Raw genomic sequence first — 21,205 nt, 5'->3', positions numbered from 1 at the left:
GACGAACAATGACTGACCAATCCAAAATCCAAGAGGCCGCCGACCGTCTGTGGCAGGCCTGGGAAACCGGTGTCCCCGGCGCCCCCATTCGTGACCTTCTGGACGACGGCGACGTTGATGCCGCCTATGCCGTGCAAGAGATCAACACCAAGCGTTGGCTGGGCGGCGAAGAACGCGTCCTGTCGGGCCGCAAGATCGGCCTGACCTCGAAAGCGGTGCAAACCCAGCTGGGCGTGGACCAGCCGGACTATGGCCTGCTGTTTGCCGACATGGAGTACATGGACGGCGAGGAAATCCCGCAAAGCCGTCTGCACCAACCCAAGGTCGAGGCCGAGATCGCCTATGTGATCGCCGCGCCGCTGACCGGGCAGCATATCACCATGGTCGATCTGCTGGCCTCGATTGGCTATGTCGTGCCAGCGCTGGAAGTTGTCGGCAGCCGCGTGGCCGATTGGGATATCCGCATCACCGACACCATTGCCGACAATGCCTCGTCCGGGCTGTACGTTCTGGGCCAGACCCCCAAGCGCGTGGGCGATTTCGACCCGCGCCTGTGCGGCATGGTGATGTTCCGCAACAACCAACCCGTCAGCGTTGGCGCGGGGGCGGCCTGCATGGGCAGCCCGCTGAACGCCACCCTGTGGCTGGCCCGCACGATGGCCGCTGCTGGCCGTCCTTTGGGGCCGGGCGATGTGGTTCTGTCCGGCGCTTTGGGGCCGATGGTGGCCGCCGAACCCGGTGATGTTTTCGAAGCACGTATCAACGGCCTGGGCTCGGTCCGCGCCGCCTTTGCGAAGGAATAACCAGATGAGCAAGATTAAATGCGCCATCATCGGCTCGGGCAATATCGGCACCGACCTGATGATCAAGATCATGCGGATGTCCAACGTCCTGGAAATGGGGGCGATGGTGGGGATTGATCCGGCCTCGGACGGGTTGGCCCGCGCCAAACGCCTGGGCGTGGCCACCACCCACGAAGGCATCGACGGGCTGACCAAGCTGCCCGAATATGCCGATATCCGCGTGGTGTTCGATGCGACCTCGGCCGGGGCGCACAAGCACCACAACGAGATCCTGCAAAAAGACGGCAAACAGGTGATCGACCTGACGCCCGCTGCGATTGGCCCCTTCACGGTGCCCGCGGTGAACATCGACGCCAACCTGTCTGAAAGCAACGTGAACATGGTCACTTGCGGGGGTCAGGCCACGATTCCGATGGTTGCTGCCGTTAACCAAGTCTCGCCGGTCCGCTACGGCGAGATCGTCGCCTCGATCAGCTCGCGTTCCGCTGGTCCGGGCACCCGCGCCAATATTGACGAGTTCACCGAGACGACTGCCCACGCCATTCAGGCCGTGGGAGGCGCGGGGCGTGGGAAGGCGATCATCATCCTGAATCCGGCCGAGCCGCCGATGATCATGCGCGACACGGTCTATTGCCTGTGCGACGAGGCCGACACGGATGAGATTCGCAAATCCGTGCAGCAGATGGTTGAAGACGTGCAATCCTATGTGCCCGGATATCGCCTGAAACAAGAGGTGCAGTTCGAACATATCGGCTCGAACGATCCGCTGCACATCCCCGAAATGGGCGGTGATTTCACCGGGCTGAAGGTCTCGATCTTCCTCGAGGTCGAAGGCGCGGCACACTATCTGCCCGCCTATGCCGGGAACCTGGACATCATGACCTCGGCCGCGATGAAAACCGCCGAACGTCTGGCCATCAAACGCGACTGGGTGAAGGAGGCCGCATAAAATGACCAAGCTTTATATCCAAGACGTCACCCTGCGTGACGGGATGCACGCGGTGCGCCACCAATATGATCTGGGCCATGTGCGTGACATCGCTCAGGCCCTGGACGAGGCTCGTGTAGACGCCATTGAGGTTGCCCATGGCGACGGCATCACCGGGTCCACCTTTAACTATGGTTTCGGCAAATGCACCGACGAGGCCTGGATTTCCGAGGCCGCCAAGGTCTGTAAAAACGCCAAGCTGACCACTCTGTTGCTGCCCGGCATCGGCACCATCGAGGATCTGAAACGCGTCCGCGATCTGGGCGTTCAGTCTGTCCGCGTGGCCACCCACTGCACCGAGGCCGACGTATCGGCCCAGCATATCGCAGCGGCTAAGGACATGGGCATGGACGTGTCCGGTTTCCTGATGATGTCCCACATGAACACTCCGGAAAAGCTGGCCGAACAAGCCGCGATGATGGAAAGCTATGGCGCCGATTGCGTGTACTGCACTGACAGTGGTGGGCGGCTGACCATGAAAGACGTGGCTGACCGGTTCGACGCCTATGACAAGGTGCTGAAACCCGAAACTCAGCGCGGCGCGCATATGCATGAAAACCTGTCGCTGTCCGTGGCGAACTCGGTCGTGGCCGTCGAAAACGGGGCCTTCCGTGTGGACGCGTCGCTGGCCGGGATGGGCGCGGGCGCGGGCAACTGCCCGATCGAGGCCTTCATCGCCGTCGCCAATCTGTACGGATGGGAGCACAACTGCGATCTGTTCAAACTGCAAGACGCTGCCGAAACGCTGGTGCGTCCGTTGCAGGATCGCCCGGTACGTGTGGACCGCGAAACCATGACGCTGGGCTATGCCGGGGTCTATTCGTCCTTCCTGCGCCACGCTGAAAAAGCCGCAGAACTCTATGGTCTGGACACCCGCGAAATCCTGGTGGAACTGGGCACGCGCGGCATGGTCGGCGGTCAGGAAGACATGATCGTTGACGTTGCTCTGGACATGATCAAAGCCAAGGAGGCCGCCGCATGACCGACCTGACCAAATTCGCCGAAATCGTGGACGAGGCCGCGCGCACCGCCACCGATATCCCGCAATTCTCGGATGAGACCCCGATCAGCATGGAGACGGCCTATGCCATCCAGGCGCTCTCGATGCAGCGCCGCTATGCCCGTGGGGAAAAACGCGTTGGCATCAAGATGGGCCTGACCAGCCGCGCCAAGATGCTCCAGGTGGGCGTCGAAGACGTGATCTGGGGGCGTCTGACAGACGGGATGCGCGAAGAAGAAGGCGGCACCGTATCTATGGCTGACTATGTGCATCCGCGCGTTGAGCCTGAAATCGCCTTCTTGATGAAAAAGCCGCTGGCCGGAGAAGTGTCCCCGATGGAGGCAATGTCCGCCGTCGAGGCCATCGCTCCGGCGCTGGAAATCATCGATAGCCGGTATAAGAACTTCAAGTTCGACGTGGGCGATGTGATTGCTGACAATTCCTCGTCCTCGGGGTTTGTGCTGGGCAACTGGTATGCGCCCGATCTGGATATCTCGAATCTGGGCATGGTGCTGTCGATTGATGGTGTCGCGGGTGAAATCGGATCTACCGCCGCGATCCTTGGGCATCCTGTGCGCTCGCTGGTTGCGGCTGCACGCATGGTGGCCGCCAGCGGAGAACAGCTGAACGCCGGTGACATCGTTCTGGCCGGTGGGGCCACGGCGGCTATTCCGATGGCCTCGGGGCAGGCGGTGACGCTGGACGTGGAAAACATGGGCACGGTCGCCTTCAATGTGGGGGACTAAGGGATGCCGTTTATCGACGTCACCATGATCGAGGGACGCTCGAACGTGGTCAAGGAACAGCTGATTGCCAAGCTGACCGAGGCCGCTGCCGAGACCACCGGCGCGCCCATCGAAACCATCCGCGTGGTCCTGCGCGAGGTACCGGGCCATCATTGGGGCGTTGGCGGCACGCCGAAATTCCCCGCACCGGACGACTGACATGAGCGAACACCTTGTCGAACCGGGCCAGGAAGGCCCGGTCACCGTTTCGATCTCGCGCCGGGTCAAACCCGGGCGCGAGGGCGAATACGAAACCTGGCTGCACGGCATCATCGAGGCCGCCAGCGATTTCCCCGGCCATATGGGGGTGAATATCCTGCGGCCCTCGGGCGCGACGGACGGGCGCTATGTGCTGATCTATCGCTTTGACAGCTGGGCGCATTGCGAGGCCTGGGAAAAATCAGACACCCGTCAGCACTGGGTCTGGCAATTGAAAGGCATTGTCGAAGGCGAGGCCGAAACCCGCCGTGTCACCGGGCTGGAGGCCTGGTTTGATCTGCCCGAAGTGCCAGTGCAAAAACACGCGCCGCAATGGAAAATGGCGATCACGTTGATTGTTGTGGTCTTTGCCATCGTGTTTCCGCTGCAATTGTTGATCCTGCCGCTGACCTCGGACTGGCCCCATTTCGCGCGCACATTGCTGATCGCGGTGATCCAGGTTTTGCTGATGACCTATCTGGTCATGCCCCGCGTCACCAGGCTGCTGCGCGGCTGGTTGTTTGCCTGAATCCCATCATGCGATAATGCAAAACTATTGCATGAATGAATAAATATAATTTCTTCTGATCAAAATCCCTTGCTAGGCTATTCAGGCAAGGAGGAGGAAATCCGGCCCCACGGCTGAGCATTTCGCAACGGGCAAGCGCAGGCTTGCCCGAACCCACAGTCGTCTTTTCCTGATCCCTTGCGCTGAACCAATGTGACCCAGAGTGACCCAACGGAGCGTATCATGGACGGAAATAATCCAATCGACGGCGGCAAATGCCCGGTTATGCATGGCGGCAATACCCGGTTTTCCACCCGGTCGAACAAGGACTGGTGGCCCAATCAGCTGAACCTTGGCATCTTGCATCAGCACTCGGCCAAGTCCGACCCCATGGGCGGCGAGTTCAACTATGCCGAAGCCTTTTCCAAGCTGGATCTGAAGGCACTCAAGGATGATCTCTATGCGCTGATGACCGACAGTCAGGACTGGTGGCCTGCGGATTATGGACATTACGGCGGGCTGTTTATCCGGATGTCCTGGCATGCGGCGGGCACCTATCGGACGGGCGATGGCCGGGGTGGGGCCTCGACCGGGAACCAGCGGTTCGCACCGCTCAACAGCTGGCCGGACAATGGCAACCTGGACAAAGCGCGCCGTCTGCTGTGGCCGATCAAGCAGAAATACGGCAACCAGATTTCCTGGGCGGATCTGTTCGTGCTGGCCGGCAACTGCGCGATCGAACATATGGGCGGGACCACCTTTGGCTTTGGTGGTGGTCGCCCGGATATCTGGGCTCCCGAGGAAGATATCTATTGGGGCGCCGAGGATGAATGGCTGGCCCCCAGCGGCGGCACCAACAGCCGCTACACGGGCGAGCGCGATCTGGAAAACCCCTTGGCCGCCGTGCAGATGGGCTTGATCTATGTGAACCCCGAAGGCCCGGACGGAAACCCCGATCCGATCGCCAGCGGCAAGGACATTCGCGAAACCTTTGCCCGTATGGCCATGAACGACGAGGAAACCGTGGCCCTGACGGCGGGTGGTCACACCTTTGGCAAGGCCCATGGTGCGGGTGACGCTGATCTGGTTGGCCCCGACCCCGAAGCCGCCCCACTTGAGGCGATGGGCTTTGGCTGGCTCAGCACCCACGGCAGCGGTAAAGGGCGCGACGCCATCACCAGCGGGATCGAGGGCGCCTGGACGCCAAACCCAACCACCTGGGACAATGGCTATTTCGACGTGCTGTTCGGCTATGACTGGGAACTGACCAAAAGCCCCGCCGGCGCCAATCAGTGGACGCCGATCAACCCCAAACCCGAAGACATGGCGCCCGATCCGGAAACCGGCGAGCGCACCCATCGTCTGTTGATGACCACAGCCGACATGGCGATGAAGTTCGACCCGATCTATGGCCCGATTTCCAAGCGGTTCCACGAGAACCCCGACGAATTCGCCGATGCCTTTGCCCGGGCCTGGTTCAAGCTGACTCACCGCGATATGGGGCCCAAAGCCTGCTATCTGGGGGCTGAGGTGCCCGCCGAAGACCTGATCTGGCAGGATCCGATTCCGGCGGCGGATTACACGCCCTCGGATGCGGATGTGGCTGCGCTGAAGGCGGAAATCCGTGAAAGCGGCCTGACCACCGGCGAACTGGTGCAAACCGCTTGGGCCTCGGCTTCGACCTTCCGGGGTTCGGACAAGCGCGGCGGCGCGAATGGCGCGCGTCTGCGCTTGGCTCCGCAAAAAGACTGGGAGGCCAACAACCCCGCCCAACTGGACCGCGTGATGACGGTCTATGAGGGCATCCAGCAAGATTTCGGCAAGCCCGTGTCGCTGGCTGATCTGATCGTACTGGGGGGCTGTGTCGGGGTCGAGGATGCGGCCAAAGCGGCCGGCCATGCCGTTGACGTGCCTTTCACCGGTGGGCGCGCGGATGCCAGCGATGATCAGACCGATGCCGACAGCTTCGACGTGCTGGAGCCCGTCGCCGATGGGTTCCGCAACTATCTGAAAACGGCCTATTCCGTTCCGTCCGAGGAGCTGCTGGTCGACAAGGCGCAACTGCTGGGCCTGTCAGCGCCGGAAATGACCGTGCTGGTCGGGGGGCTGCGCGTGATCGGAGGCAATGCCAACGGTTCGACCCATGGCGTTCTGACCGATCGCCCCGGACAGCTGACCCAGGATTTCTTTACCAATATCCTGGATATGGGCACCGAATGGAGCGCCACGGATGAGCATGGTGAAGCCTTCGAAGGCCGCGACCGTGCGACGGGCGCCGCCAAGTGGACGGGCACCCGCGTGGATCTGGTCTTTGGCTCGAATTCGCAACTGCGCGCCCTGTCCGAGCTCTATGCGCAGGCTGACAGCAAGGACAAGTTCGTGTCCGATTTCGTGGCCGCCTGGACCAAGGTGATGAACGCGGATCGCTTTGATCTCGGCTGATCTGGCCACAAATCAGAAACAAAAAACGCGGCAGGAAACTGCCGCGTTTTTTTGTTCCTGGCGCCCGACTGACACAGATCAAAGTACAGATATTCCGAATCCTTTATGCATCAATCAGGACACGCGTCAGACTGTGCGAGGGCATCATGCTGAGACTTGCTTCTATTCTGTATTCATTGATCGGCACCACCGTGGCGGGCACCTTGGTGATCGCGGCACTGACGATGGGCTATGACACGCTGCAACCAATTCTGGTCGCGGCCGCAGTGGGCGCGATTCTGGCGGTTCCGGTCACCTATTTGGTGGCCAAAGGTATCGTGGAAAACAACTGACTTGGGTTGTTTCGCTACGGCGAAACCGGCGACGACAGTGCGAGGGAGGGGTCCCCATCAGGGCTGTCGTCGCCTTTTTATGACCGTTCTAGCCACACGCGCATCGCGGCCTCGAATTCACGGGGCTTTTCGGCATGCAGCCAATGCCCCGCACCGGGGATTTTCGCGAAACTTGCGTTTGGAAACAGGGATTTGATCTTGCTGCGATGCTCGGGCAGGACATAGTCCGACTTGGCCCCCGCCAAGAACAGCGTCGGCCCGTCAAACTGCCCCTCGATTTCAGGGAAAGACAGGATTTTCGGCATCTCGGCCGCCAGCGCGTCCAGGTTCAGACGCCATTTCTTGCCGGCCACATCCAGCGACTGGGTAAAGAACACCGGCAGGGTGGGATCATCGACCTTGTCGCGCAGCTGCGCCTCGGCGTCCGAGCGTTTTTGAACCGCGTCCAGATCCACCGATTTCATCGCGGTGATATAGTGTCCCTGTGAATGCCCATAGGATACGGGCGCGATATCTGCAACAACCAGAGAGTTCACCAGTTCGGGGTGGGTGATGGCCAGCACCATCGCCGCCTTGCCACCCATTGAATGGCCGATCACATCCATGGGCGCACCATTGGTGCGGATCACCTCGGCCAGGTCCTGGGCCATATCAGGGTAGCCGTGCTGATCGCTCCAGGGGCTGAAACCATGGTTGCGCTGATCCACGGCAATGACCCGGCGCCCGTCCGAAAGACGCTTGGAAATCACGCCCCAATTGCGCCCCGAGCCATAAAGGCCGTGAACAATCAACAGGTCGGGCTGGTCGGTTTTCTCACCGTGGATAATCTGGTTCAGCATGGCCGTTTGATACCGCCTTGCGGAAACGATGGCCAGTATGATTGTCGCCGTCCCGGGCCTGCGCTATTCTGTGGCCGAGGTATGTACAAGTGATTGAGCAAAAATCCCTAATTCGGATGGAGTCCGCATTGGACAAACTGATGGCCGAGAAAACCGGCCAGAAGGACGGCTCGTTTGATCTGCGCCTCGACAAATCACTGCGCCGCGCGCCCGCAGCGGTGAAAAAAGCAGCCGAGGGTTTCAAGCACGCGCGACAGCAAGCCGGGCACCCCAAGCTGATGCGCATGCTCGATTCTGACCAGCTTCAGGCGCAATTCGCGACCCTGACAGAATACCTGTCGGCGATCGACGTTGCGGATCGACGCAAAGGGCTGATCCTGTCCACTTTGGGCAGTATCAGCTTTAACCTGTTGGTGGTGTTTATTGTTCTGATGGTGTGGCTGGTGTGGCGCGGGTATCTATAGCCTGGCGGTGAAGCGCGCCGCGAAACACAACCGTCACGGTGACAAAGCTGACATACAGCAGCAGATACCACGACCCCATCTTGGCAAAGCTCACCTGATCCAGCGGGTTCTGCCCGGCATACAGCCACGTGCCCGTCATCGTCCCGATATTCTCGGCCAGCCATAGGAAGAAACTGGACAGAAAGGCAGCCAGCGGCAGGGGCATCCAGTACCAATTGTCACCGATGCGGAACCAGATCCGGGTGCGCAGAAACAGGATCAGCGTGGCCGCGAACAAGGCCACACGGATGTCGGGCAGGAAGTGATGCGCAAAGAAGTTCACATAGATCGCAGAGGCCAGAACCAGCGTGGTCCAGAACGGCGGGTAGGGCGCGAACTGCATGTCAAACAGGCGGATCACCCGCGCCATGTAGCTGCCGACGCTGGCATACATGAAGCCTGAAAACAGCGGCACACCCATCAGTTTCAGCAGCCCCGGTTCAGGATAGGACCAACTGCCCGCGTGGACCTTGAACAGCTCCATCGCGGTGCCGGTCAGGTGGAACAGGGCGATGACGCGCGCCTCGTCCCAGCTTTCGAGCTTGAGCGCCAGAAACAGCGCCTGCAACCCCACAGCGACCACCACCAGAAAGTCATAGCGGTGGATCGCCCAGTCGGATTGCCAGATCGCGCGGGTCAGCAGAATTGCGCCCAACAGGCAGATGCCGAACAGACAGGCCCAACCTTGTTTCAGCACGAACATCACAAACTCGACCGCCCAATGGGGCAGGCGGGCACGCATCCAGTCACCTAAATGGCGTTCGATTCCAAGGGCTTGAGGGGCGTGTTCGGGCATAATGGGCTAACAAAATGAATTTCAGAATGCCCCATATAAAAACGCCGCCGCAGGTCTGTCCAGCGGCGGCGCGTGTTCAGGCGTCTGACCCGATTACAGGTTCGGGTACAGCGGGAACTTTTCGCACAGGGCTTCGACCTCGGCTTTCACCTTGGCTTCGACCTCGGCGTTGCCGTCTTCACCATTGGCGGCCAGCCCGTCGACCACTTCGACGATCCAGTCGGCGATCTGGCGGAACTCGGCCTCGCCAAAGCCACGGGTGGTGCCGGCCGGGGTGCCCAGACGGATGCCCGAGGTGACCATCGGCTTTTCCGGGTCAAACGGGATACCGTTTTTGTTGCAGGTGATGTGGGCGCGGCCCAAGGCATCCTCGGTCGCGTTGCCTTTGACGCCTTTGGGGCGCAGGTCGACCAGCATCACGTGCGTGTCGGTGCCACCGGTGACGATGTCCAGACCGCCCTTCATCAGCTGATCAGACAGGGCCACGGCGTTTGCCCGCACCTGTTTCTGGTAGGTCTTGAACTCGGGGCGCAGCGCCTCGCCAAAGGCCACGGCCTTGGCGGCGATCACGTGCATCAGCGGACCGCCCTGAATACCGGGGAAGATGGCCGAGTTGACCTTCTTGGCGATCTCGGGATCGTTGGTCAGGATCATGCCGCCACGTGGACCGCGCAGGGTTTTGTGGGTGGTGGTGGTGGCCACGTCGGCATAGGGGAAGGGCGAGGGATGCTCGCCCGCGGCGACCAGACCGGCAAAGTGGGCCATGTCGACCATCAGGTAGGCGCCAACGCTGTCGGCGATCTCGCGGAACTTGGCGAAATCGATCTGACGCGGGATGGCCGAACCACCCGCGATGATCAGCTTGGGCTGATGCTCGGTGGCCAGTTCCTGAACCTGGTCATAGTCGATCAGGTTGTCCTGCTTGCGCACGCCGTACTGAATGGCGTTGAACCATTTGCCCGACTGGTTGGGGGCCGCACCGTGGGTCAGGTGACCGCCCGAGGCCAGGTTCATGCCCAGAATGGTGTCGCCGGGCTTGATCAGCGCGGTGAAAGCCCCCTGGTTGGCCTGCGAGCCCGAGTTGGGCTGCACATTGGCATAGGCACAGCCGAACAGCTCTTTGGCGCGGTCACGGGCCAGGGTTTCGGCGACGTCCACGTACTGGCAACCGCCATAGTAGCGACGGCCGGGGTACCCTTCGGCGTATTTGTTGGTCATGACAGAGCCCTGGGCCTCCATCACGGCGGCCGAAACGATGTTTTCGGACGCGATCAGCTCGATCTCGTGGCGCTGGCGGCCCAGTTCATCAGTGATCGACTGGAAAAGTTCGGGGTCGCGCGAGGCAAGCGCTTCGGTGAAGAAACCGGAATCGGACATTCATATGCTCCGTCATGGCAGTTGGATGGCGCGTACCTAAAGGAATCATGACACATAAGGAAGACCCGAATGCGACCATGCGGCAGTTGATGGCGGCAGGGCTGGTGCCTACTGCGAACTTGTGGTTCGATTAGGAAAGGTTTGAGCCGCTTCGGAAACAAGGCAGGGCAGGCATGACGCTACGCATCGCATTTACAGCCAGTGAGGCACACACGGCGCAAACCGCGCGCGCGGCGCTGGTCAGCCGCTATGGCACAATCCCCGAAGAAGACGCGAATGTGATCGTTGCTCTTGGCGGGGATGGGTTCATGTTGCAGACCTTGCACCGCACCCAGCATCTGGACGTGCCGGTCTACGGGATGAATCGCGGGACGGTCGGATTCCTGATGAATGAATACGCCGAAAGCGACCTGCTGGACCGGCTGTCGGATGCCGAAGAGGCCGTGATCAACCCCTTGTCAATGAAGGCAACTTGCGTGGATGGCTCGGTTCATCAGGCCTTGGCGATCAACGAGGTTTCGGTGCTGCGGGCCGGGCCTCAGGCAGCGCGGTTGCGGATTACCGTGGATGGCCGGCTGCGGATGGAAGAGCTGGTCTGTGACGGTGCGCTGCTGGCCACACCTGCGGGGTCGACGGCCTATAACTATTCGGCGCATGGGCCAATTCTGCCGATCGGCTCGGATGTTCTGGCGCTGACGGCGATCGCGCCGTTCCGGCCACGGCGCTGGCGCGGGGCGCTGTTGCCAAAAACCGCGAATGTGCGCTTTGACGTGGTGGATCCCGACAAGCGCCCGGTGATGGCGGATGCGGACAGCAACTCGGTCGAGGATGTGATCAGCGTCGAAATCCGCTCGGAGCCCGATATCGCGCATCGCATCCTGTTCGATCCCGGCCACGGTCTGGAAGAGCGCCTGATTCGAGAGCAGTTCGTCTAGTAGAACCGCACGCGCGTCAGGTTGACCCGACCGCTTTCAGGTAGAATTGCATAGCTGTGCAGCATTTCCGGGCGGGGCAAGCGGCGCAGCACGCCGCCAATTGGCGTGAAATCGGACAGCAACAGGTTCACCGTCTGCCAATGGGGCGTCACGGTCAGGTCCGCGCGATATCCTTGCCCAGGCCGCATCGTTGCCGTGCGCAGGACCATCGAACAGCTGCCAGCCTGACCGCCAAGCGTAATCAGCACGCCTCGCGTTTCGGCAGCCAGGGGGCGGACGATGCGGATCAGCTCGCCTGCCGCGCGCGGGGGCAAGGCGGGTTCGGGCGGCGGCGCGGGGCTGGCCGCGAAAATGGGTTCGGGCTCGAGCGCGAAATCGTCAAACAGCAGCATAGTGTGCGATCCATCAGGCAAATCGTGATTTGCAGATGTTCTATATTTGTTCTCAAATTCAGGCGCGCGCAATCCCCCAGTTGCACTGCCCAAAGAAAAGCCCCGCACGAAGGCGGGGCCAGTCGGGGGTTAAACTATTTTGGCGCGCTTATTTGGCGTAGCCGATGGTTTGCAGCGCCTCTTTGATTTCGTCCAGAATGGCCGGATCGTCGATGGTGGCAGGCATTTTGAACTCTTTGCCATCCGCGATCGACACCATGGTCCCGCGCAGGATCTTGCCCGAGCGCGTCTTGGGCAGGCGATCCACCACCACGGCCAGTTTAAACGCAGCCACGGGGCCGATTTTCTGGCGCACCATAGTGACGACTTCTTTGACCACATCTGCGTGGTCACGATCCGCGCCCGCGTTCAGGCACAGGAACCCAACGGGCATCTGGCCTTTCAACTGATCGGTCACGCCGATCACGGCGCATTCGGCGACATCGGGGTGGGCGGCCAGAACTTCTTCCATGCCGCCGGTGGACAAGCGGTGACCGGCGACGTTGATCACGTCATCGGTGCGCGCCATAATGTACAGGTATCCGTCCTCGTCGATCATGCCCGCGTCACCGGTTTCGTAATAGCCGGGGAACTGTTGCAGGTAGGATTTCTTGAACCGGTCTTCGGCATTCCACAGGTTAGGCAGCGTCCCCGGAGGCAGCGGCAGTTTGATCGCAATCGCGCCCAGCTCGCCTGCTTTCATCGGGTGGCCACCTTCGTCCAGAATTTGCACGTCATAGCCAGGCATCGGCACGGCGGGGCTGCCCAGTTTGACGGGCAGCTCTTCGATCCCAAGGGGGTTGCCCGCGATGGCCCAACCGGTTTCAGTCTGCCACCAATGGTCGATCACCGGCACGTTCAGTTGATCCTGCGCCCAGATGATGGTGTCGGGGTCGGCACGCTCGCCAGCCAGATAGACCTGTTTAAGACAGGAAAGATCGTATTTCTTGACGAACTCGCCGGTGGGGTCTTCGCGTTTCACCGCGCGGAAGGCGGTGGGGGCGGTGAAGAACGACTTCACATTGTGCTCGCTGATCACACGCCAGAAGGTGCCCGCATCGGGGGTGCCGATGGGTTTGCCCTCGAAGACGATGGTCGGGTTGCCATGCACCAGCGGCCCATAGGTGATATAGCTGTGGCCAACGACCCAACCCACATCCGAGGCCGCCCAGAACACATCGCCCGGATCGACGTTATAGAGGTTCTTCATCGTCCAGTTCAGCGCAACCAGGTGACCCGCGGTGGGACGGATGACGCCCTTGGGCTGGCCGGTGGTGCCCGAGGTATACAGGATATAGGCGGGGTGATCGCCCTCGACCGGAACGCATTCGGCGGGCTCGACACCGTATTGGAAGCCGTGCCAGTTGAAATCGCGGCCCTCGATCAGCTCGGCCACTTCCTGTTCGCGCTGGAAGATAACAGTGAAATCGGGCTTGTGTTCCGCCAGATCAATGGCGCCGTCCAGCAGGGGCTTGTAGTGGACCACGCGGCCCGGCTCCAACCCGCAGGAGGCCGCGATGATGGCCTTGGGCTTGGCATCGTCGATCCGCACGGCCAGTTCGTTGCTGGCAAAGCCGCCAAACACGACCGAGTGCACAGCGCCCAGACGGGCGCAGGCCAGCATGGCCTCCAGCGCTTCGGGGATCATCGGCATATAAATGATGACGCGGTCACCTTTTTCGACGCCTTTGGCGCGCAGGGCACCCGCCAGATTGGCGACACGGTTGCGCAGCTCGACATAGCTGATTTCGCGTTTGGTGTGGGTGATGGGCGAGTCATAGATGATCGCGGTTTGCTCGCCACGGCCATTTTCAACGTGGCGGTCCACCGCGTTCCAGCAGGTGTTGACCTTGGCGTCCTTGAACCATTCGTACAGAGGCGCATTGTCATCGAACAGGGCCTTGGTCGGTTCGCTGACCCAGTCGATGGCCTTGGCGGCCTCCATCCAGAACCCTTCGGGATCCGATTTCCAGGCGTTGTATACGTCGTTGTATGCCATTGTATGCCTCCTCCTACAGGTTGGAACTTTGGTACGAAGCAGCAGAGATTCCCGCAAGAAAATTGAGGCGACAGCGACAGAATCGCGCAGAAAATTTGCAGAATTTGCGTGATTTTGAGGAAATGACTTTGCAAATATATTGAATATATAACCAGAATGCCGGTCTGACTGACAAATTTGCAAATTTTCCTGATTTTTCCGCGCGCAGGGCAAATCAGTTGCACCCAGAATACAAAAGCGGGCCCCGAGAGGCCCGCCTTGGATTTCGACGTTGTGATTGGCCTAGCTGTACTGCGCCACCGGGGTGCCCGCGATGGCGGCCATGTTCAGCAATCCGCGCGGAGTGATCGAGGGCGACACGATATGCGCCCGGTTGCCCATGCCCATCAGAATCGGGCCGACCTCCAGGCCGTTGCCCTGAACCTTCAGCGTGTTGCGCACCGCGCTGGCCGTATCAGCATTGGCAAAGATCAACACGTTCGCAGCCCCCGCGAAGCGGCTGTTGGGCAGCGCGCGTTCACGGATTTCGGGATCCAGCGCCGTGTCGACATTCATCTCGCCTTCATAGCAGAAATCGCGCGGACGGCTGTCCAGGATCTCCAGCGCTGCACGCTGACGCAGCCCGGTGCCGGTGTTCAGATTGCCGAATTGCGATTGCGCGCAGAGCGCGATCTTGGGCTCCAGCCCAAAGCGACGGACGTGACGGGCCGCGCCGATGGTGGTTCTGGCGATCTCTTCGGGGGTGGATTTTTCGTTCACATGGGTGTCGGCGATGAACAGAGGGCGATCCTCCATGATCATCAGCGACAGAGCCCCATGGGGTTGACGCGTCTCATCCGCCAGCAGCTGGGTCACATAGTTCAGGTGCCAGCGATACTGACCGAAGGTGCCGCAGATCAGGCTGTCGGCCTCGCCGCGATGCACCATGATGGCGGCGATGGCGGTGGTGTTGGTGCGCATGATCGCTTTGGCCAGATCCGGGGTAACGCCGCGGCGGGCCATGACCTCGTGATAGGTTGTCCAGTAGTCGCGATAGCGGTTGTCGCTTTCCGGATTCACCACGTGGAAATCGCGATCCGGCCGCACCTTCAGGCCCGCGCGTTCACAGCGGGCCTCGATCACGTCCGGGCGCCCGATCAGAATTGGCTGCTCGGTCGTTTCTTCCAGCATGGCTTGCGCGGTGCGCAGCACCCGTTCGTCCTCGCCTTCGGCAAAGACGATGCGGCGGCTGGCGGTGCGTGCGGCCTCGAAAACGGGGCGCATCAGCAGGGCCGATTTAAACACAGACTGGTTCAGCTTGGCCTTGTAGGCCTCCAGATCGTCCAGCGGGCGTGTGGCCACGCCGGTTTCCATCGCGGCCTTGGCAACCGAGGAAGACACCACGCTGGACAGGCGCGGATCAAACGGTTTGGGGATCAGATAGTCCACACCAAAGGTCAGGCGTTCGCCCTGATAGGCTGCGGCGGCCTCGGCGCTGGTGGTTGCGCGGGCCAGCTCGGCGATACCATCGATACAGGCCAGCTGCATCTGGTCGTTGATCTCGGTCGCGCCCACGTCCAGCGCCCCGCGGAAGATGAACGGAAAGCACAGAACGTTGTTCACCTGGTTGGGATAATCGCTGCGGCCGGTGGCGAGGATGGCGTCGGGGGCCACCTCGCGTGCGAGCTCAGGCAGGATTTCCGGAGTCGGGTTGGCAAGGGCGAAAATCACAGGGCGCTTGGTCATTTTCGCGACCATGTCCTGCGTCAGGACGCCGGGGCCGGACAGGCCCAGGAACATATCCGCGCCGTCGATCACCTCATCCAGGGTGCGTTTGTCCGAGTCCTGCGCATAGGCGGCCTTCTGCTCGGTCATATCCTCGGTCCGGCCCTCATAAACCAGTCCGTGAATGTCGCACAGCCAGACGTTTTCACGTTTCACACCCAGTTTCAGCAGCATGTTCAGGCAGGCGATGCCCGCTGCGCCGCCCCCGGTGCTGACAATCTTGATGTCTTCGAATTTCTTGCCGGCGACATGCAGCGCGTTTTTCGCGGCAGCGCCCACAACAATGGCAGTGCCGTGCTGGTCGTCGTGGAAAACCGGAATGTTCATTCGCTCGCGGCACAGTTTTTCGACAATGAAACAATCCGGAGCTTTGATGTCTTCCAGGTTGATTGCGCCAAACGTGGGCTCGAGCGCGCAGACAAGATCGGCCAGGCGCTCGGGGTCGGTTTCATTTAGTTCAATGTCAAAACAATCGATATCGGCGAACTTTTTGAACAGGACGGCCTTGCCTTCCATCACCGGTTTACTGGCCAAAGCCCCGATGTTGCCCAGCCCCAAAACGGCCGATCCGTTGGAAACAACGGCCACAAGGTTGCCGCGCGCCGTGTATTTGCTGGCGTTTGCGGGGTCTTCCTTGATTTCCAGGCAGGCCTCGGCAACGCCGGGTGAATAGGCGCGGCTTAGGTCGCGTCCGTTGGCCAGCGGCTTGGTCGCGCGAATTTCCAGCTTCCCGGGTTTGGGGTGCTCATGGTAAAACAGCGCCGCATCGCGCAGCGCTTTCTTCGAGTTGTCGGACATCTGTTCCTCCCGAACGAAACTGGTTTAGCTTTAAACTAAATGGTTGGGCTTGAAAAGAGACGCCAGACCAGCCCAGACCCTATGCCGCAGTCAGGGTTGCAAATCATTGACTCCAGTCCCAAAGTTTTTCCGAAGACGAGGGAGAAACACCATGTCATTATTAGATGCGGCGCGGGCCGTGCGCGAAAACGCCTATGCGCCCTATTCGAATTTCAAAGTGGGTGCAGCGGTTCGCGCGGCCAATGGAGCGGTCTTTGTGGGCTGCAACGTCGAAAACGTCGCCTACCCTGAAGGAACATGTGCCGAGGCCGGTGCGATCGCAGCCATGATCGCGGCCGGAGAAACCGAGCTGGTCGAGGTCTGCGTCATCGCTGATAGCCCGCACCCGGTCACCCCGTGTGGTGGATGCCGCCAGAAACTGGCCGAGTTCGGGCGTGCGGATGTCACGGTGCGTCTGGCCACGGTGGATGGGCCCGAAACCACGATGACCATCGCCGAGTTGCTGCCGGGGGCGTTCGACCAGTCACATATGGATCGGACCTGAGCGCCCATGGACGTCCGCGCGATCTTGATGCGGTTGCGGGATGGCGCGTCGCCAGACCCCGAAGCGCTGCGCGCCTTTGCAGCGGGATTGGCGGACGGGACCATCAGTGACGCCCAAGCCGGCGCGTTTGCGATGGCCGTATGCACCCGCGGGCTGGATCGGACCGCCCGCACAGCGTTGACCCAGGCCATGCGTGATTCTGGCGAGGTGTTGAACTGGGGCCTGGATCGCCCCGTATTGGACAAGCATTCGACAGGCGGCGTGGGGGACTGTGTTTCGCTGATCCTGGCGCCGGCATTGGCGGCCTGTGGGGCGGCCGTGCCCATGATCTCGGGGCGCGGGTTGGGACACAGCGGCGGAACGCTGGACAAACTGGAATCCATCCCCGGCCTGAGCACCGAAATGGAAACCGCGCGTCTGCGGGCCGTGGTCGGCGATATCGGATGCGCCATCGTCAGCGCCAGCGCCGAGATTGCTCCGGCAGACCGACGGCTGTATGCGGTGCGTGACGTCACCGGCACCGTCGAAAGTATCGACCTGATCACCGCCTCGATCCTGTCCAAGAAACTGGCGGCGGGACTGGAGGGCTTGGTTCTGGACGTCAAGGTCGGGTCGGGCGCGTTCATGAAAACCAGCGAGGACGCGCGGGAACTGGCGCAGTCGTTGGTCACCACTGCAAATAGCGCGGGATGCAAGACCTCGGCCTTGATTACGGATATGGATCAACCGCTTGCCACGGAATTGGGCAATGCGTTGGAGATCACCAGTGCGATGCAGGTTTTGACCGGGCAAAAACAGGGGCGGCTATATGAGGTGACGGTCGCCTTGGGCGCCGAGCTGTTGGCAAATGCGGGGCTGTATGACACACGCGAGTCAGCGGGCGAAGCTGTGAGGCGATCTATCCATGACGGCCGCGCAGCCGAACGATTTGCGCAGATGATCGCGGCGCAGGGTGGACCGAGCGATTTTCTGGAACGCTGGGACGTGATGCTGCCGATCGCGCCTGTTCAGATTGCGGTTCCTGCTCTGGGCTCGGGATATGTCTGCGCGTGGGATGGAGTTGCGCTGGGAATGGCTGTGGTCAATCTGGGCGGCGGGCGCAAGGTCCAAACTGACAGCGTGGACCCACGGGTTGGTCTGGCGGAGGTTGCACCTTTGGACACGCGGATAGAAAAGGGTGCGCCCGTGGCCGTTGTTCATGCAGCGAGCGAGCCCGCAGCAGAGCGTGCCGTGATCGCGGTGCAGCGCGCTTTGACGATTGCGGACACGCCCCAGATGGACGCCAAGCTTATCCACGAAAGGATCTGTTGATGGCGCGTGCCTTTCTTGTGGTGATGGACAGTGTTGGCATCGGCGGGGCCCCGGATGCCGGGCGGTTCTTTAACGGGGACGTTCCGGATACGGGTGCGAATACGCTGGCGCATATTGCGGCCGACTGTGCGGCTGGGCGTGCCGAAAACGGGCGTAGTGGTGCGCTGACGCTGCCGCATCTGGATGCGCTGGGATTGGGGGCTGCGGTGCGCCTCGCCTCGGGGGCCGAGGCCCCCGGACTGACCGCCACGCCCTGTGGCCTTTGGGGCGCCGCAACCGAGATCAGCCCCGGCAAAGACACGCCTTCGGGGCATTGGGAGCTGGCCGGCGTGCCGGTTCCGTGGGACTGGCACTATTTCCCTGATCAGATCCCGTCAATTCCGGCTCGGGTGACCGATCGAATTCAGGAAATCTGTGGCGCCACTGGGGTGTTGGCGAATTGTCATGCCTCGGGCACGCAGGTCATCGCCGACTTCGGGGACCAGCATATTCGAACCGGTTGGCCGATCATCTATACCTCGGCTGACAGCGTGTTGCAGATCGCCGCGCACGAGCAACATTTCGGCCTGGATCGCCTGCTGGCGCTTTGTGAACAGATTGCCCCCATGGTGCATGCGTTGCGTGTCGGGCGGGTGATAGCGCGCCCCTTTGTCGGCACGTCGCCGCAGGATTTTACGCGCACCAAAAACCGGCGGGACTATGCCATCGCGCCGCCCAGCCCGACCCTGTGCGACTGGGTGCAACAGGCCGGTCGGCGCGTTTATGGGGTCGGAAAAATCGGGGACATCTTCTCGATGCAGGGCATTGATGAGGTGCGCAAAGGTGAGGATGCACAGTTGATGCAGCACCTGACCGATCTGGTGGAAAACGCCGAAGACGGCAGCCTGACCTTCGCCAATTTCGTGGAGTTCGACAGCCTGTATGGCCATCGGCGCGACGTGTCTGGCTATGCGCGCGCGCTGGAGTGGTTTGACGCGCAAATCGGCCGTCTGATATCGCAGTTGCGGACCGGAGATTTGTTGCTGATCACGGCGGATCACGGCAATGACCCGACCTGGTCCGGCACCGATCACACCCGCGAACGGGTCCCGGTCTTGGCCCATGGGCTGGGCGCTCAACCCGTTGGCAATGTGATGTTTTCTGATATAGCTGCCTCGGTAGCCGCGCATTTGGGCGTGGCTGCACAAGGTCCGGGAAAGTCGTTTATATGAGCTGGAAATCCATCCCAAAAATCGAACTGCATCTGCATATCGAAGGGGCCGCCCCCCCTGCGTTTATCCGCGGCCTGGCGCAGGAAAAATCCGTGAATTTGGACGGCGTCTTCGACGAGCGCGGTCATTATGCCTTTGGTGATTTTGAGCGGTTCCTGCAGGTCTATGAGGCCGCGACCGAGGTCCTGAAATCGCCACAGGATTACCAGCGTTTGACCCGCGCGGTCCTGGAGCAATGCGCCGAACATGGCGTGATTTACGCCGAGAGCTTTCTGAGCCCCGATTTCTGTGGGGGCCGCGATTTGGGCGCGTGGCGCGAATACCTGCACGCCATCCAAGAGGCCGCGGACGACGCCGAAAAAGACATGGGGATCACCTTGCGCGGGATCGTCACCTGCGTGCGTCATTTCGGGCCCGACAAGGCCAAGGAAACCGCGATCTGCGCGGCGGAAACCGCGGGCGACTGGATCGTGGGCTTCGGGATGGGGGGCGATGAAACCATGGGCGCGCAGCGCGATTTTGCCTGGGCGTTTGATTGCGCGCGAGGCCGGTTTGCGCCTGACCACCCATGCTGGCGAATGGGGCGGGCCTGACTCGATCCGGCAGGCGTTGAGCCTGGGTGTCGAGCGGATCGGCCATGGCGTTCGCGCGATCGAGGATCCTGCCCTGGTCGATCACCTGGCTGAATCGGGGACGGTGCTCGAGGTGTGCCCGGGCTCGAACGTGGCGCTTGGACTTTATCCCAGTTTCGCGCAACACCCCATTGCGCGGCTGCGCGATGCGGGGGTAAAGGTGACTGTATCCACCGATGACCCGCCGTTTTTCCACACCACGATGACGCGGGAATTCGAAGAGCTGGAGCGCGCCTTCGGCTGGGGCCACGCGGATTTCGCGGCCCTGACACACACAAGCCTGGACGCGGCCTTTTGCGATGATGTCACCCGCGAGGCCCTGAAAAAACGATTGGAAAGCGCATGACTGACCACCTGACTGTCGTTGATCACCCGCTGGTGCAGCACAAGCTGTCGATCATGCGCGACAAGGACACCTCGACCGCCAGTTTCCGCCGGTTGCTGCATGAAATCAGCCAGCTTCTGGCCTATGAAATCACGCGCGGTTTGCCGATGACCACCCGGTCGGTCGAAACCCCCATGGAAACCATGGAGGCCCCTGTTCTTGAGGGGAAAAAGATGGCGCTGGTCTCAATTCTGCGGGCCGGAAATGGGCTGCTGGACGGTGTTCTGGAACTGATCCCGGGTGCGCGTGTAGGCTTTGTCGGGCTCTATCGCGACGAAGAAACACTGGAACCCGTGCAGTATTATTTCAAGGTGCCCGAAGCGCTAGAGGACCGGATGGTCATCGCCGTTGATCCGATGCTGGCGACGGGGAATTCCTCGGCGGCGGCGATTGATTTGCTAAAACAGGCCGGGGCAAAAAACATCCGTTTCTTGTGCCTGTTGGCCGCCCCCGAAGGTGTCGCCCGCATGAAAGAAGCACACCCCGATGTGCCCATCGTGACTGCCGCTTTGGACCGCTGTTTGAACGACAAAGGCTATATCATGCCCGGACTAGGTGATGCGGGTGATCGGATGTTTGGCACAAAATAAGCCGTAGTGCTTTACTCAAACAGCTAAATCGTGC

At 61.1% G+C, this 21,205-nt stretch carries 20 protein-coding genes and 1 pseudogene; 15 read left to right on the top strand and 6 right to left on the bottom strand.

Annotation, left to right across the window (positions count from 1 at the left end; genetic code table 11):
* Window positions 1-8: 8 nt before the first annotated feature.
* From ACXADQ_RS02610 to ACXADQ_RS02575, 8 genes are all read left to right on the top strand, one after another.
* Window positions 9-803 carry a 2-keto-4-pentenoate hydratase gene (locus ACXADQ_RS02610; RefSeq protein WP_475314969.1) on the top strand — a complete coding sequence of 265 codons (795 nt, stop codon included), beginning with the start codon at window positions 9-11 and terminating at the stop codon, window positions 801-803.
* Window positions 804-807: 4 nt separating this feature from the next.
* On the top strand, window positions 808-1,752 hold the full coding sequence (locus tag ACXADQ_RS02605; protein WP_475314968.1) for an acetaldehyde dehydrogenase (acetylating): 945 nt from the start codon (window positions 808-810) through the stop codon (window positions 1,750-1,752).
* Window position 1,753: 1 nt separating this feature from the next.
* The gene (gene dmpG / locus ACXADQ_RS02600; protein WP_475314967.1) at window positions 1,754-2,773 is read left to right on the top strand and encodes a 4-hydroxy-2-oxovalerate aldolase; all 1,020 of its coding nucleotides are present in this window, start codon (window positions 1,754-1,756) and stop codon (window positions 2,771-2,773) included.
* The gene (locus ACXADQ_RS02595) at window positions 2,770-3,537 is read left to right on the top strand and encodes a 2-keto-4-pentenoate hydratase (RefSeq protein WP_475314966.1); all 768 of its coding nucleotides are present in this window, start codon (window positions 2,770-2,772) and stop codon (window positions 3,535-3,537) included. Before dmpG ends, ACXADQ_RS02595 begins: the two co-directional genes overlap by 4 nt.
* Before the next feature lie 3 nt (window positions 3,538-3,540).
* Window positions 3,541-3,735 carry a 2-hydroxymuconate tautomerase gene (locus ACXADQ_RS02590; protein ID WP_475314965.1) on the top strand — a complete coding sequence of 65 codons (195 nt, stop codon included), beginning with the start codon at window positions 3,541-3,543 and terminating at the stop codon, window positions 3,733-3,735.
* 1 nt (window position 3,736) lies between these two features.
* Window positions 3,737-4,303, top strand: coding sequence for an antibiotic biosynthesis monooxygenase (locus tag ACXADQ_RS02585; protein WP_475314962.1), 567 nt, complete (start codon window positions 3,737-3,739; stop codon window positions 4,301-4,303).
* Window positions 4,304-4,525: 222 nt separating this feature from the next.
* Window positions 4,526-6,724 (top strand): catalase/peroxidase HPI, encoded by a 2,199-nt coding sequence (katG, locus tag ACXADQ_RS02580; RefSeq protein WP_475314958.1) that lies wholly within the window; start codon window positions 4,526-4,528, stop codon window positions 6,722-6,724.
* Between the two features lie 146 nt (window positions 6,725-6,870).
* On the top strand, window positions 6,871-7,056 hold the full coding sequence (locus ACXADQ_RS02575) for a CTP synthetase (RefSeq protein WP_475314955.1): 186 nt from the start codon (window positions 6,871-6,873) through the stop codon (window positions 7,054-7,056).
* A gap of 77 nt (window positions 7,057-7,133) precedes the next feature.
* Here ACXADQ_RS02575 and ACXADQ_RS02570 read toward each other — a convergent pair whose 3' ends face one another.
* A complete protein-coding gene (locus ACXADQ_RS02570; RefSeq protein ID WP_475314951.1) occupies window positions 7,134-7,895 on the bottom strand; it encodes an alpha/beta fold hydrolase in 762 nt (253 codons plus the stop codon).
* A gap of 140 nt (window positions 7,896-8,035) precedes the next feature.
* Here ACXADQ_RS02570 and ACXADQ_RS02565 point away from each other — a divergent pair, with 140 nt between their 5' ends.
* Window positions 8,036-8,359, top strand: coding sequence for a hypothetical protein (locus tag ACXADQ_RS02565; RefSeq protein ID WP_475314947.1), 324 nt, complete (start codon window positions 8,036-8,038; stop codon window positions 8,357-8,359).
* Here the strand turns inward: ACXADQ_RS02565 and ACXADQ_RS02560 are convergent.
* Entirely contained in the window at window positions 8,316-9,140 is an 825-nt protein-coding gene (locus ACXADQ_RS02560) for a DUF817 domain-containing protein (RefSeq protein ID WP_475314943.1), read from the bottom strand. The two genes, ACXADQ_RS02565 and ACXADQ_RS02560, sit on opposite strands and share 44 nt — an antisense overlap.
* Window positions 9,141-9,287: 147 nt before the next feature.
* A complete protein-coding gene (gene glyA / locus ACXADQ_RS02555) occupies window positions 9,288-10,571 on the bottom strand; it encodes a serine hydroxymethyltransferase (protein ID WP_475314940.1) in 1,284 nt (427 codons plus the stop codon).
* Window positions 10,572-10,744: 173 nt separating this feature from the next.
* Here glyA and ACXADQ_RS02550 point away from each other — a divergent pair, with 173 nt between their 5' ends.
* Window positions 10,745-11,506, top strand: coding sequence for an NAD kinase (locus tag ACXADQ_RS02550; protein ID WP_475314936.1), 762 nt, complete (start codon window positions 10,745-10,747; stop codon window positions 11,504-11,506).
* Here the strand turns inward: ACXADQ_RS02550 and ACXADQ_RS02545 are convergent.
* The 3 genes from ACXADQ_RS02545 to ACXADQ_RS02535 form a co-directional block, all read right to left on the bottom strand.
* Window positions 11,503-11,898: a hypothetical protein gene (locus ACXADQ_RS02545; RefSeq protein WP_475314933.1), complete on the bottom strand. Its 396-nt coding sequence runs from the start codon at window positions 11,896-11,898 to the stop codon at window positions 11,503-11,505. The two genes, ACXADQ_RS02550 and ACXADQ_RS02545, sit on opposite strands and share 4 nt — an antisense overlap.
* Before the next feature lie 148 nt (window positions 11,899-12,046).
* A complete protein-coding gene (gene prpE, locus ACXADQ_RS02540) occupies window positions 12,047-13,936 on the bottom strand; it encodes a propionate-CoA ligase PrpE (RefSeq protein WP_475314931.1) in 1,890 nt (629 codons plus the stop codon).
* A gap of 282 nt (window positions 13,937-14,218) precedes the next feature.
* On the bottom strand, window positions 14,219-16,498 hold the full coding sequence (locus ACXADQ_RS02535; protein WP_475314929.1) for an NADP-dependent malic enzyme: 2,280 nt from the start codon (window positions 16,496-16,498) through the stop codon (window positions 14,219-14,221).
* Window positions 16,499-16,649: 151 nt separating this feature from the next.
* Here ACXADQ_RS02535 and ACXADQ_RS02530 point away from each other — a divergent pair, with 151 nt between their 5' ends.
* From ACXADQ_RS02530 to upp, 5 genes and pseudogenes are all read left to right on the top strand, one after another.
* Complete coding sequence (locus tag ACXADQ_RS02530; protein WP_475314925.1) at window positions 16,650-17,042, top strand: cytidine deaminase; 393 nt, start codon at window positions 16,650-16,652, stop codon at window positions 17,040-17,042.
* 6 nt (window positions 17,043-17,048) lie between these two features.
* Entirely contained in the window at window positions 17,049-18,353 is a 1,305-nt protein-coding gene (locus ACXADQ_RS02525) for a thymidine phosphorylase (RefSeq protein WP_475314921.1), read from the top strand.
* On the top strand, window positions 18,353-19,564 hold the full coding sequence (locus tag ACXADQ_RS02520; protein WP_475314917.1) for a phosphopentomutase: 1,212 nt from the start codon (window positions 18,353-18,355) through the stop codon (window positions 19,562-19,564). Before ACXADQ_RS02525 ends, ACXADQ_RS02520 begins: the two co-directional genes overlap by 1 nt.
* A pseudogene (locus ACXADQ_RS02515) lies at window positions 19,561-20,542 on the top strand (adenosine deaminase). The gene ACXADQ_RS02520 and the pseudogene ACXADQ_RS02515 overlap by 4 nt, the downstream one beginning before the upstream one ends.
* Window positions 20,539-21,171, top strand: a complete 633-nt coding sequence (gene upp, locus ACXADQ_RS02510) for a uracil phosphoribosyltransferase (protein ID WP_475314912.1) — start codon at window positions 20,539-20,541, stop codon at window positions 21,169-21,171. The pseudogene ACXADQ_RS02515 and the gene upp overlap by 4 nt, the downstream one beginning before the upstream one ends.
* Window positions 21,172-21,205 lie beyond the last annotated feature (34 nt).

Source organism: Thalassovita sp. ABM4_323 (assembly GCF_056158665.1).
The sequence above is the reverse complement of the archived record's forward strand: the minus strand, read 5'-3'. Positions and strand labels throughout refer to the sequence as shown.

Coding starts and splice junctions, on each gene's coding strand:
- ACXADQ_RS02575 (WP_475314955.1), top strand. CDS start 6,871: ATGCTGAGACTTGCTTCTATTCTGTATTCATTGATCGGCACCACCGTG.
- ACXADQ_RS02535 (WP_475314929.1), bottom strand. CDS start 16,498: ATGTCCGACAACTCGAAGAAAGCGCTGCGCGATGCGGCGCTGTTTTAC.
- ACXADQ_RS02520 (WP_475314917.1), top strand. CDS start 18,353: ATGGCGCGTGCCTTTCTTGTGGTGATGGACAGTGTTGGCATCGGCGGG.
- ACXADQ_RS02570 (WP_475314951.1), bottom strand. CDS start 7,895: ATGCTGAACCAGATTATCCACGGTGAGAAAACCGACCAGCCCGACCTG.
- ACXADQ_RS02605 (WP_475314968.1), top strand. CDS start 808: ATGAGCAAGATTAAATGCGCCATCATCGGCTCGGGCAATATCGGCACC.
- prpE (WP_475314931.1), bottom strand. CDS start 13,936: ATGGCATACAACGACGTATACAACGCCTGGAAATCGGATCCCGAAGGG.
- dmpG (WP_475314967.1), top strand. CDS start 1,754: ATGACCAAGCTTTATATCCAAGACGTCACCCTGCGTGACGGGATGCAC.
- ACXADQ_RS02525 (WP_475314921.1), top strand. CDS start 17,049: ATGGACGTCCGCGCGATCTTGATGCGGTTGCGGGATGGCGCGTCGCCA.
- katG (WP_475314958.1), top strand. CDS start 4,526: ATGGACGGAAATAATCCAATCGACGGCGGCAAATGCCCGGTTATGCAT.
- ACXADQ_RS02530 (WP_475314925.1), top strand. CDS start 16,650: ATGTCATTATTAGATGCGGCGCGGGCCGTGCGCGAAAACGCCTATGCG.
- ACXADQ_RS02595 (WP_475314966.1), top strand. CDS start 2,770: ATGACCGACCTGACCAAATTCGCCGAAATCGTGGACGAGGCCGCGCGC.
- ACXADQ_RS02610 (WP_475314969.1), top strand. CDS start 9: ATGACTGACCAATCCAAAATCCAAGAGGCCGCCGACCGTCTGTGGCAG.
- upp (WP_475314912.1), top strand. CDS start 20,539: ATGACTGACCACCTGACTGTCGTTGATCACCCGCTGGTGCAGCACAAG.
- ACXADQ_RS02585 (WP_475314962.1), top strand. CDS start 3,737: ATGAGCGAACACCTTGTCGAACCGGGCCAGGAAGGCCCGGTCACCGTT.
- ACXADQ_RS02565 (WP_475314947.1), top strand. CDS start 8,036: ATGGCCGAGAAAACCGGCCAGAAGGACGGCTCGTTTGATCTGCGCCTC.
- ACXADQ_RS02545 (WP_475314933.1), bottom strand. CDS start 11,898: ATGCTGCTGTTTGACGATTTCGCGCTCGAGCCCGAACCCATTTTCGCG.
- ACXADQ_RS02550 (WP_475314936.1), top strand. CDS start 10,745: ATGACGCTACGCATCGCATTTACAGCCAGTGAGGCACACACGGCGCAA.
- ACXADQ_RS02590 (WP_475314965.1), top strand. CDS start 3,541: ATGCCGTTTATCGACGTCACCATGATCGAGGGACGCTCGAACGTGGTC.
- ACXADQ_RS02560 (WP_475314943.1), bottom strand. CDS start 9,140: ATGCGTGCCCGCCTGCCCCATTGGGCGGTCGAGTTTGTGATGTTCGTG.
- glyA (WP_475314940.1), bottom strand. CDS start 10,571: ATGTCCGATTCCGGTTTCTTCACCGAAGCGCTTGCCTCGCGCGACCCC.